The following is an 11,825-nucleotide window of genomic DNA, read 5'->3' on the forward strand; positions in this document are numbered from 1 at the left end:
GTAGTCTGCGCCCTTTAAAGAAAAACAAATACAGCCGGGCGAGGAAATGACAACGTTGGAGGGGGACCGGACCGTACGCGATCGCGCGTGGGTCATTCTCTTTTGCGTCGGCGTGGCGGGACTGATCCTGACCTTCTGGCTGGCGCGGTTCACGGCGCAGGCCGCGAACGAACGACTGGAACAGCGTTTCGAAATCGCTGCGCGCGAACGCGCGGCGAGCATCGTCGAAGAGTTCCGGATTCCGATCGAGCAGTTGTTCTCGGTCCGTCGCCTGTTCGACAGTGTCGGCGGGGTCGAGCGCGAGGTGTTCGAGAACTTTTCCGAGCCCATCATGCGTCGCTACGGCGTGCGCGGCATTCGCTGGGCGCCGTACATCCAGGCCGACGAGCGGGACGATTTCGAGCGCAATGGCAAGCGCCTCTGGGGGCACGACTTCTCTATTCTGGATCACGACGCAGAAGGGGTGTTCTTCCGGGCCGGGACGCGTGCGCAATATTTCCCTGTGCTCTACGCCTTGCCGCGGGCCGAAACGCGCAAGAGCATCGGCCTTGACCTGTACGCACACCACGAGCGTGGCGAGGTGCTGATGCAGGCCATCGAACAGGGGCAGGCGGTGGCCAGCGAAGTCGGGCAGTCGATCGGCGACGGTCTGCATTTCGACGAGATTGTGGCCATCGCCCTGCCGGTGTATCGCGCCGGGCAGCGTCCCGAGCAGCGCGAAGCGCGTCTGCGCGAGGTGCGCGGAGTCTTGGTCGGGCTGCTCGACATCGGTGCCCTGTTTGATTCGGCCAACGCCAAAGGCGCCAATCACGGCCTGCGCACCGTGCTCTTCGACCACGCCAGTCCGACGATTCCGATCCGCTCCTGGCAGGCTGAAGGGAGTGCCGCCGCAGAGTTGCCCTCGGCGGGCGTGCTGACGCACACCCAAAGCTTCGAACTCGCCAATCGCCTGTGGATGGTGCGCATCGTGGCCGAACCCGCCTGGATTCAGGCCAATAGCACGCGCAGCATGGAGGTCGTGGTTCTGAGCGGCTTTTGCCTGACGGCGTTGATGCTGGTGGGGCTCAACTGGCTGTTGCGCCGCAGCCGTCGGGTGACGACTCTGGAGACCGAGCTTGAACTCGGCCAAGCGCGCCAGCAGGCGGCGGAAGACTGGGCCAAGAAACTGTCGCTGGCCGTCGAGCAGAATCCGGCCAGCATCATCATCACCGACATCGACGGCAAGATCGAATTCGCCAACGACACCTTCCTGGCGACCACCGGGTACGCGCTCGACGAAGTGCTCGGCAAGACGCCGCTGCTGGTGCAGTCGGACGACACGCCGCGCGAGGCCTACGCCGAGCTGTGGCGCGAAATCTCTGCCGGCCGGATCTGGCGCGGCGACTTGCAGAACCGGCGCAAGGACGGCGGCCAGTATTGGGAGCGGGTGCTGGTTGCACCGATCAAGGCACCCGACGGCAGCATCGCCAGCTACATTTGGATCAACGAGGACATCACCGAGCTGCGCGCCCTGTTCGACCAGTTGCGCGACAGCGACAGCCGCTTCCGCGGGGTGTTGGCGACCATGGTCGAGGGGGTTGCGGTGCTCTCGCCGAAGGGGCACTTCATCTACAGCAACCCCGCCGCCGAGAACGCTTTCGGCTGCCCGGACGGCGGCCTGATCGGGCGACGCCCCGAAGAATTGCCGGTCGAGCGCCTGCGCGCCGACGGCTCGCTCTGCCCGCCGGGTGAATTCCCCTTGCTGGTGACGCTGCGCGAACAGCGCGAACTGCGTGACATCACCCAGGGCATCCGCGCCCGCGACGGCAGCGTGCGCTGGCTGCGTGTCAATACCTGCGTGCTGCGCAGCAGCGGCGAGGGCAGTCACCACGGCGTGGTGCTGACCTTCACCGACGTGACCGAGCGCCAGCACGCTGAAGAACAGTTGCGCCTGGCCTTCGAGGTCATCAACCACACCAGCGAAGGCGTCATGGTCAGCGACGCCCAGCACCGCATCCTGTCGATCAACCCGGCACTCGAACGAATGATCGGCCTGCGCAACGCCCAGATCATCGGTCGTCCGTCGGGCGCTTTCGTGCGCGCCCTTGACGACGCCTCCTTCGCTGCGGTGAACGATGCGCTGGTCAGCGGTCGCCCCTGGCAGGGCGAAGTGCGGTTGAAGAAGAAGACCGGACGCTCCTTGCACAGCTGGGCGGCGATCGCCGTGGTGCGCGATAACGAGAACCGGATCAAGCACCACATCTCGGTGTTCTCGGACATGACCGAGCGCAAGGAAGCGCAGGAGCGCATCGAGTTCCTGGCCCACCACGACCCGCTCACCGGCCTGCCCAACCGCCTGCTGCTGCGCGACCGTGTGGCGCAGGCGCTGGCGCAGGCACTGCGCATGCAAAACCGCGTGGCGTTGATGTTCCTCGACCTCGACCGCTTCAAGACGATCAACGATTCGCTTGGCCACCCGGTCGGCGACGCGCTGCTCAAGGAAGTCGTCGAGCGCTTGCGGACCTGCGTCCGCGACACCGACACCATCTGCCGCCAGGGTGGCGACGAATTCATCATCCTGCTCAACGACGTGCGCGACAGCGAAGCCGTCTCGCGCATCGCTGAAAAGATCCACCTGCGCATGACCGAGCCGGTGCTGGTCGGCAAGCATCAGCTCTCGACCTCGTTCTCGATCGGCATCGCGCTCGGACCGGATGACGCCAGCGACTTCGACACCCTGTTGCAGAAGGCCGACACGGCGATGTACCACGCCAAGGAGGCGGGGCGGAACAGCCATCGTTTCTTTACCGAGCAGATGAACCGCCAGGTCGTCGAGCATCTGACGCTGGAGAACAAGCTGCGGCGGGCGCTCGACAACCGCGAGTTCGTCCTCTACTACCAGCCGCAGATCGACCTCGCCGAAGGGCGCATCGTCGGTGTCGAGGCCCTGATCCGCTGGAACAGCCCCGAAGACGGCCTGGTTTCGCCCGGGCGCTTCATTCCTGTTGCCGAGGCTTCGGGCCTGATCGCCCCGATCGGTGCCTGGGTGCTGCGCGAGGCCTGTCGTCAGGCGCGCGCCTGGCAGGATGCCGGCCTGCCGCCCTTCGTCGTGGCGGTGAACCTTTCGGCGATGCAGTTCAAGCGTCCCGACCTCATCAACACGGTGATCAACGCCCTGGTTCTCGCCGATCTCGACTCGCAGTGGCTCGAACTCGAACTGACCGAATCGATCCTGATCCAGGATGCGGAGTCGACGGTCGATTCGGTGCGTCGCCTGAAGGCGCTCGGGGTCAAACTGTCGGTCGACGACTTCGGCACCGGCTACTCAAGCCTTGCCTACCTCAAACGTTTCGCCGTCGACAAGCTCAAGATCGACCAGTCCTTCGTGCGCGACCTCGGGCACGATCCGGAGGATTCGGCCATCGTTCGCGCCATCGTCCAGATGGCGCACAGCATGAAACTGACGACGATCGCCGAGGGCGTCGAGACGCAGGAACTGGCCGACCTGCTGCGCCTCTTCCATTGCGACGAGGCGCAAGGGTTCTGGCTGGCCAAGCCGCTGCCGGCCGACGAACTCGAAGCCTTCGTACGGGCGCGCATGAAGGTGCCCGGCGACGGCGTTTCGATCTGATCCCGTCGAGGGCGCGCGCGGGGAAACCTGACTGCGCCACAAAGCTCACGACGCGAAGCAAAATCGGCGAACCCGGGTCGGAGACGTCCATCCGGGGCCATTCGTTACTTCAATGGCGTCCGTTTATTCAGCGCGCGTTACGTGCTGGGCCTTGTCCTCTGCCGTGCGTGAGCTTCTAAGGGCGGAAAACGCCAGCTTCAGTGACCACCGCGTCGAGCGCCACGTCGTGCGCGGCGGGGACGATGCTCTCGACCCGCGCCAGTTCGAAGCCGATGCCGATCGTCAGCGGGCGCGGCGTGAGCGCGGCGAGGGTGCGGTCGAAGAAACCGCCGCCATAACCCAGGCGGAAGCCGGCGGCGTCGAAGGCGTTGACCGGGATGAGCAGGGCCTCGGGGCGCACGAACTCGCCTTCGGGCGGGTAGGGAATGCCGTAGCGATCCTCGATCAGCGGCGTGCGGTCGTCCCAGGCGCGGAAGGCGAGCGGCGTTGCCGGTGCGACGACCACCGGCAGCAGGGCGGCGAAACCCGGCCGGCCCGTGGCGCGCCACTGGGCGAGCAGGGGGCGCAGGTCGGGCTCGTTCTGGATCGGCCAGCAAAAACCGACGCGTAACCCGGCCAGTTGCGGGAAGGCCGTCGCGAGGTGCTCCTGGATGCGCGCCGACCATGCGGCGATCTGTGCCTCCGGCTGCGCGCGGCGCAGGGCGATGAGCCGTTCGCGCAAGGCCCGACGCGTCTCCCGCGCGGGCGAATCAGGGGGCAATGCGGGCGGCGCTTGGGCGTCCATGTGGTATGCTGCAAGACAGTATTGGCCTGCCTCCCAGCTTATCATGAAGTCTTTTCTGCGCGCCCGCGTCGCGGCGCTGTGCCTTGCCATTCCCATGTTCGCCGCCGCGCAGGGGAACGGCACTCCCGATGACCGTTTCCTGGCGGCACGCGATGCCGCGCGCAGCGGCGACCGAGCCCGGCTCGAACGCCTGGCCGGCGAGTTGCAAGGTCATCCGCTCGAAGCCTACGTCGAGTACTGGCGCCTGCAGCCGGACCTCGCCACCGTCGATCCCAACGTCGTCCGCGCTTTCCTGCAGCGTTACGAGCGCACCTACTTGGCGGACAAGCTGCGTAACGACTGGATCAAACAGCTCGGCAAGACGCAGCAGTGGGCCGAGATCAACGCCGAATATCCACGTCTCGTCCAACCCGAGCCGGAAGTGAACTGCTACGCGCTACAGGCTCGCCGGGCGAACGGCGACGCGAGCGCGCTCGACGAGGCGATGCCGCTTTGGCTGACGTTGATCGAGCCGCCCGAAGGCTGCTATCCGGTGCTCGAAGCGCTGATCGTCGCCAAGCGGGTGCTGGCCGACGACGTCTGGGCGCGCATCCGCCGCCAGATCGAAGCCAACCGCCCAGCGGCAGCGCGCTTTTCCATGAACTACCTGCCGCCGAGCCAGACGCCCGACGCCAAGACGGCGCAGGCGGCGACCGAGTCGTCACTGGCCTGGCTCGCCAAGCTGCCGGCCAACTTCGCGCAGAGTCGCATGCAGCGTGAGCTGGCGGCGATCGCCGTGGCGCGCGTGGCGCGCAACGACCCGCGCATGGCGGCCGAACAACTCGCCCGTCTCGAAGGCAAGCTGCACGCCGACGCCCGGGCCTGGGCCTGGAGCATCGTCGGCTGGCAGGCTGCGCAACGTCACCAGCCCGAAGCACTGGATGCCTACCGTCAGGCCGGTGAGGCGCCGCTTTCCGACGAAGTCAGCCAGTGGAAGGTGCGGGCCGCCTTGCGGGCGCAGGACTGGGGGATGGTGCGCAATGCCATCGAACGCATGCCGCAGGCCTTGTCCAGTCAGCCGACCTGGATCTACTGGCTGGGCCGCGCGTACCGTGCCGAAGGGCGTGGCGACGAGGCCAACGCCTTGTTCGCGCGCATTGCCGGACAACCCAATTTCTACGGCAACCTGGCCGACGAAGAACTCGGGCGCGGCATCGTCGTTCCGCAGCGCGCGCCGCAACCGACGCAGGGCGAAGTCGCGCAGATGGCCGCCCGGCCGGAGATCGTCCGTTCGCTTACCTTGCTGCGTCTGGGGCTGCGGGTCGAAGGCGTGCGCGAGTGGAACTGGGCGATGCGCGGCCTGAACGACCGCGAGCTGCTGGCCGCCTCGGTGGTCGCCGAGCGTGCCGGCAACTTCGATCGGGCGATCGCCGCCGCCGACCGGACCAAGGAAGAACACGACTACTCGCTGCGTTACCTGACGCCGTACAGCGAGGAAGTGCGTCCGGCGGCGCGCCGCCAGTCGCTCGACGACGCCTGGGTCTACGGCCTGATGCGCCAGGAGAGCCGTTTCGTCACCAACGCCAAGTCGAGCGCGGGGGCCTCCGGGCTGATGCAGCTGATGCCGGCGACGGCCAAATGGGTGGCCAACAAGATCGGTTTGCGCGACTACCACCACGGTCGGGTAAACGACACCGAGACCAACCTGCTGCTCGGCACCAGCTACATGCGCATGGTGATGGAGAGTCTGGACAACCACCCGGTGCTTGCTTCGGCAGCCTACAACGCCGGCCCTGGACGGGCGCGCCGCTGGCGCGCCGAACGGCCGCTCGAAGGCGCGATCTACGCCGAAACGATTCCATTCACCGAAACCCGCGATTACGTGAAGAAGGTGATGAGCAACGCGGTGTATTACTCGGCGTTGTTCGAAGGGCAGCCGCAGTCGATCAAGACCCGCCTGGGCACGGTCGCGCCGCGCGTGAACGGCGACGCCAAGGCCGAGGAATTGCCCTAGAATCCAGTCAGGCGGGGCGTTTTTCGAAACGCCTTCCCTTGCTCTCGCAGCGCGCGTCGCATTTCCAAGGAGGTGTGCCATGGCGGTTCGCAAGGTTCTCTTGATCGGTGGCAGCGGTTTCGTCGGAGGCTGGGTCGCCAGCCGGCTTTCGGCCGCGGGCGTCCGGGTGACGATCCCGACCCGGCGGCGGGAAAACCGCAAACGGCTCCTGCTGCTGCCGACCGTGTTCGAAGTGCAGGCCGACGTGGGCGACCCGCAGACGCTGGCCGCTCTGGTCGAGGGTGTCGATGCGGTGATCAACCTCGTCGGCATCCTGCACGACCGCGACGACCGTGCGCCCTACGGCGCCGCCTTTGCCGCCGCGCATGTCGATCTGCCGCGCCGGATCGTCGCCGCGATGCGCAGCGCCGGGGTGCGTCGGCTGTTGCACATGAGCGCGCTGGCGGCGGCGAGCGACGCACCTTCGGCCTACCTGCGTTCCAAGGCCGACGGCGAAGCGGCGGTGCTTGATGCAGCGGGCGAGCTTGACGTCACGGTATTTCGTCCGTCGGTGATCTTCGGCCCCGGCGACGCCTTCCTCAACACCTTCGCCGGCCTGTTGCGCCACCTGCCGGTGCTGCCGCTGGTCGGCGGCGAAGCCCGACTGCAGCCGGTGTTCGTCGGCGACGTCGCCGATGCCTTCGTCGCCGCGCTCGGCGACCGCGACAGCTTCGGGCGCACCTACGAACTAGGCGGCCCGCGCGTTTACACCCTGCGCGAACTGGTGCGCTACGTCGCCGACCTCGGCGGCCATCCGCGTGTGCTGGTCGACGTTCCCGCCGGCGTGGCCGCGCTGCAGGCGCGTGTGCTCGGCTGGCTGCCCAATCCGCCGCTGTCGCCCGATAACCTGCGTTCGCTCACCGTGCCCAACGTCACCGACGGCAGCCGCAATCCCCCCGCCTGGCAACCGCACGCCCTCGAAGCCGTGGCGCCGGGCTACCTCACCCCGCTCAAGCTGCACCAGCGCCTCGGCTTCTACCGCGGGCGCGCCGGGCGCAGCACTTAACCGCACTCAAGGAGATTCCATCCCATGCAACTCGTCATCGGCGACCATAACTATTCCTCCTGGAGCCTGCGTCCCTGGCTCGCGCTCAAGCAGGCCGGCGTGGCCTTCGAAGAAGTGGGGGTGCGCTTGTATGCCGGCAACACGCGCAGCGAGATCCTCAAGCATTCGCCCTCGGGCAAGGTGCCTTGCCTGATCGACGGCGACACCGTGGTCTGGGATTCGCTGGCCATCTGCGAATACGTCGCCGAGCAGGTGCCGGCACTGTGGCCGGCCGACCGCGCCCGCCGCGCCGAGGCGCGCGCCGTCAGCGCCGAGATGCATTCGGGCTTCATGGCCCTGCGCAAGGGCTTTCCGATGGACGTTCGCGCCGCGTTGCCGGATCACCCGCGCGACGCCGAGATCGAGGCCGACGTCGCACGCATCGTCGCCATCTGGGAAGGCTGCCGGGCGCGCTTTGCCGCCGACGGTCCCTTCCTTTTCGGGGCTTTCTCGATCGCCGATGCGATGTACGCGCCGGTCGTCTGGCGCTTCCATACCTACGGCGTCGCCTTGCCGCCGGCCGCGGCAGCCTGGGCCGAGCACCTGCGCGGCCTGCCGGCGATGCAGGAATGGCGCGCTGCAGCGCTGGCCGAACCGGCGCGCGGCGCCTAGCGGAGCGGGCATGCGGATTTACACCGTGGGCGGCGCCGTGCGCGACGCCCTGCTCGGGTTGCCGGTGCAGGACCGCGACTACGTGGTCGTCGGCGCCACGCCCGAGGCCATGCTGGCGCGCGGTTTCAAACCGGTGGGCAAGGACTTTCCGGTCTTTCTCCACCCCAAGACGCACGCCGAATACGCGCTGGCGCGCACCGAGCGCAAGTCGGGGCACGGCTATACCGGTTTTACCTTTCATGCGGCGCCCGACGTCACCCTGGAAGAAGACCTCGCGCGTCGCGATCTGACCATCAACGCCATCGCCCAGGCCGAAGACGGGACGTTGACCGACCCTTACGGCGGCGCTGCCGACATCGCGGCGCGGGTTTTTCGCCACGTCGGTCCGGCCTTCATCGAAGACCCGGTGCGTATCCTGCGCGTTGCGCGCTTCGCCGCGCGCTTCGCTGATTTCTCGGTGGCGCCCGAGACGCTCGAACTGATGCAGCGCATGGTGGCCGACGGCGAAGTCGATCATCTGGTGCCCGAACGGGTGTGGCAGGAATTGTCGCGCGGGCTGATGGAAGCGGCGCCTTCGCGCATGCTCGAAACCCTGCGCGCCTGCGGCGCCCTGCGCGTGCTGCTGCCCGAGGTCGATGCGCTCTTCGGCGTGCCACAGCGGGCCGATTACCATCCCGAAGTCGATACCGGCGCGCACGTCCTGCTCGCCCTCGATTGCGCGGCGCGGCGCGCAGCGCCGCTGCCGGTGCGCTACGCGGTGCTGCTGCACGATCTGGGCAAGGCGCTGACTCCGGCGGACGACTTGCCGCGCCATCCAGGGCACGAGGCACGCGGTCTGGCGCGCGTCGATGCGGTCAGCGCACGCCTGCGCGCCCCGGTCGAATGCCGCGACGTGGCCCGTCTCACGGCGCGTTACCACGGCGACATCCGGCGGGGGCCGCAACTGCGGGCCGCGACGGTGGTCAAACTGCTCGAAGAGTGCGATGCCTTGCGCCGTCCCGAGCGCTTTGCTTTGGTCCTTGACGCCTGCGCCTGCGATTTTCACGGGCGGGCGGGTTGGGAAGCGCAGCCTTTGCCGGCGCCGACCCTGTTTCCCGATGCGCTGGCCGCCGCGCGGGCTGTCGACGCCGGTGCGATTGCCCGCGCCTGCAGTGAGCGCGAGCAGATTCCGGCGCGGGTGCATGCGGCGCGTGTTGCAGCGGTGCGTGCCGCCCTGGCGCTGACCGAATAACAAGGGGTTGTAGGTCGGGTTTTTTTGCCGAAGGAGCCGTGATGATTACGCTTTACACTTGGGGAACGCCCAATGGGCGCAAGGTCTCGATCATGCTCGAGGAGTGCGCGCTGCCGTACCGCGTCGAAGCGGTCGATATCACCCAGAAGCAGCAGTTCCGCCCCGAGTTCGTGGCCATCAACCCCAATTCGAAAATCCCGGCCATCGTCGTCGACGAAGGGCCGGACGGGCAGCCGATGGCCCTGTTCGAGTCGGGCGCCATCCTGATCTACCTGGCCGAGAAAAGCGGACGGTTCCTGCCGGCCGACGCGCGGGCGCGTTATGCGGCCCTCCAGTGGCTGATGTTCCAGATGGGCGGCGTGGGGCCAATGTTCGGCCAGACGCATCACTTCCTGCGCTACGCGCCCGAGCCAGTGCCTTACGCGATCGAGCGTTACCGCACGGAGACGGCGCGGCTGTACGGGGTGCTCAATCGCCGTCTGAGCGAAGCCGATTTCCTGGCGGGCGAATACTCGGTGGCCGACATTGCCACCTATCCCTGGGTGGCGCGCCACGAATGGCACGACATCAGGCTCGCTGACTACCCTAACGTCGCGCGCTGGTACGCGGCCATCGGCGCGCGTCCGGCTGTGCAGCGCGGGATGGCGGTGCCGGCCTGAAACGCCGGGCGCATTTCAACGTTCATCCGGCGCGGCGAACGAGACCTGAGGAGGCCTTGGCGCCGCTGTTTTTGCCGACGTCGTGTCAGATAAGTCACAACGCTTGACGCACGTCGTGCTTACCTTGAGTCGGAGGATGTGCCGACGGTGGCGCCGGCGCGCTTGAAGAAACGGGTGTCGTCGCTCAATACTGAATGCCGATCAATTTTCACTGCGTCCAGAATGCGGAATGGCTACGACTGAGGATCTGTCCAGAATCGGGGAGACACCCGACGGCCTGCTCGAGCATCTGCTCAACGGCGTCGCCTATTGCCGCCTGCTTTATACACAGGGCCGGGCACATGATTTTCTCTACCTCTACACCAATCCGGCCTTCCATGCGCTGACCGGGCTGGGGCGCGTCACGGGGCGCCGGGTGAGTGAAATCCTGCCCGAATTCAGCGCCACCGATTCGCCTTTCCTGCAGATGTGCGACCGGGTGGCCCGGGGTGGCGCGCCGGAACCGTTCGAGATGTTCGTCGCCGCCTGGGGGCAGTGGTATTCCGGGCGGGTCTATGGTCCGCAGGCCGGGCATTTCGTTGCCGTTTTCGATGCAACCACCGGGCACAAGCGCACCGAGTTCGCCCTTCAGGAAAGCCTGACCCAACTCCGGTTCGTGCTTGAAGGTTCGGAATTGGGCTTCTGGGACTGGGACATTGCGAACGGTACGGTCGAGCGCAATGCGCAGTGGGCGAACATGCTCGGCTATACGCACGCGGAGTTGCAAACGACGACGCAGCAATGGTCGGACTTCGTTCATCCGGAAGACCGGGCGCGCGCCTGGGACTCGATCTTCGCCGTGGTCGAGGGGCGATCGGCAGCGCACAAGCTCGAGTACCGGATGCTGCACAAGGACGGCGGCGTCCGCTGGATTCTCGACCAGGCCAAGGTGATGCAACGCGACGCGCAGGGACGGGCGACGCGCATGTGCGGCACGCACACCGACATCACCGAGCGCAAACTGCTCGAGGAAGAATTGACGCGGCAGGCCCGGGTCGACGAACTGACCGGCGTCCACAACCGGCGTTTCTTCATGGCCCGCGCCGAAAGCGAATTGCGTCGCGCGGTGCGTTACGGCAAACCGCTGTCGTTGCTGATGCTCGATGTCGATCATTTCAAGCAGATCAACGACAGTCACGGGCACAAGGTCGGGGATGCTGCACTGCAGACCTTGACCGCGACCTGTCAGTCGGCCTTGCGCGACATCGACGTGCTGGGGCGTTTGGGGGGCGAGGAATTCGCCGTGTTGTTGCCTGAGACCGACCTCGGGCTGGCGCTCACCGTTGCCGAGCGCCTGCGCGCAGCCGTCGCGCGGGCACCACTGCCGCTCGAGGACGGCGGGTCGGTGCAACTGAGTGCCTCGTTTGGGGTGGCGTCAATGCTCGGTGCGGACGATAACCTCGATGCTTTGCTCGGACGCGCCGATCGGGCGCTGTACGCGGCCAAGGACAGCGGTCGGAACGCAGTGCGTTCCTGATCGGAGGCTAAGGGTGAGTGGTGGCGTGCGCGCGTCGATCGCGCGCGGCGTTCAGGCGAAGGTGTTGACGCTGTTGCCGAGGTGCGGCGGGTTGCTCGCTGCGGCAGGCGCCGGTTCGGGCAGCGCGGCGATCAGCTGTTGCGCGTTCTGCGCCTGAAGGTCGAGCGTTTTGCGCAGCACCGCGAGGGTGACGGCGTCGCCGGTACGCGCTTGCTGCGCGGCACTGACGCTGGCGGCGACGGAGGCGATGTCCATGGAGCTTTCCTTTCCCAAGTCCGCGCATGGCAGCGCGGTCAACCTGATTGTAGGCGATTGCAGGCGTCGAGGTCGACCCTG

9 protein-coding genes are annotated in these 11,825 nt (G+C 67.0%); 7 read left to right on the top strand and 2 right to left on the bottom strand.

What is annotated here, in order from left to right:
- Nucleotides 1–46 precede the first annotated feature (46 nt).
- The gene (locus QMB55_RS04850; protein WP_497587545.1) at nucleotides 47–3,610 is read left to right on the top strand and encodes a bifunctional diguanylate cyclase/phosphodiesterase; all 3,564 of its coding nucleotides are present in this window, start codon (nucleotides 47–49) and stop codon (nucleotides 3,608–3,610) included.
- Nucleotides 3,611–3,785: 175 nt separating this feature from the next.
- Here the strand turns inward: QMB55_RS04850 and QMB55_RS04855 are convergent, their stop codons facing one another.
- On the bottom strand, nucleotides 3,786–4,394 hold the full coding sequence (locus QMB55_RS04855) for a 5-formyltetrahydrofolate cyclo-ligase (RefSeq protein ID WP_497587546.1): 609 nt from the start codon (nucleotides 4,392–4,394) through the stop codon (nucleotides 3,786–3,788).
- Nucleotides 4,395–4,437: 43 nt separating this feature from the next.
- Between QMB55_RS04855 and QMB55_RS04860 the strand changes: the two genes are divergently transcribed.
- From QMB55_RS04860 to QMB55_RS04885, 6 genes are all read left to right on the top strand, one after another.
- Complete coding sequence (locus tag QMB55_RS04860; RefSeq protein ID WP_497587547.1) at nucleotides 4,438–6,387, top strand: lytic transglycosylase domain-containing protein; 1,950 nt, start codon at nucleotides 4,438–4,440, stop codon at nucleotides 6,385–6,387.
- A gap of 79 nt (nucleotides 6,388–6,466) precedes the next feature.
- Complete coding sequence (locus QMB55_RS04865) at nucleotides 6,467–7,432, top strand: complex I NDUFA9 subunit family protein (RefSeq protein ID WP_497587548.1); 966 nt, start codon at nucleotides 6,467–6,469, stop codon at nucleotides 7,430–7,432.
- Nucleotides 7,433–7,456: 24 nt separating this feature from the next.
- A complete protein-coding gene (locus QMB55_RS04870) occupies nucleotides 7,457–8,083 on the top strand; it encodes a glutathione S-transferase family protein (RefSeq protein ID WP_497587549.1) in 627 nt (208 codons plus the stop codon).
- Between the two features lie 10 nt (nucleotides 8,084–8,093).
- A complete protein-coding gene (locus tag QMB55_RS04875; RefSeq protein WP_497587550.1) occupies nucleotides 8,094–9,314 on the top strand; it encodes a multifunctional CCA addition/repair protein in 1,221 nt (406 codons plus the stop codon).
- Between the two features lie 41 nt (nucleotides 9,315–9,355).
- Nucleotides 9,356–9,973, top strand: coding sequence for a glutathione S-transferase family protein (locus QMB55_RS04880; protein WP_497587551.1), 618 nt, complete (start codon nucleotides 9,356–9,358; stop codon nucleotides 9,971–9,973).
- A 229-nt stretch (nucleotides 9,974–10,202) separates the two neighbouring features.
- Complete coding sequence (locus QMB55_RS04885) at nucleotides 10,203–11,489, top strand: sensor domain-containing diguanylate cyclase (RefSeq protein WP_497587552.1); 1,287 nt, start codon at nucleotides 10,203–10,205, stop codon at nucleotides 11,487–11,489.
- Nucleotides 11,490–11,540: 51 nt separating this feature from the next.
- On the opposite strand, the gene QMB55_RS04890 is transcribed toward QMB55_RS04885, so the two are convergent.
- Nucleotides 11,541–11,744 carry a putative motility protein gene (locus QMB55_RS04890; protein WP_497587553.1) on the bottom strand — a complete coding sequence of 68 codons (204 nt, stop codon included), beginning with the start codon at nucleotides 11,742–11,744 and terminating at the stop codon, nucleotides 11,541–11,543.
- Between the last annotated feature and the right edge of the window lie 81 nt (nucleotides 11,745–11,825).

The sequence above is a fragment of the Propionivibrio sp. genome (assembly GCF_041441355.1).
GTDB lineage: Bacteria > Pseudomonadota > Gammaproteobacteria > Burkholderiales > Rhodocyclaceae > Propionivibrio.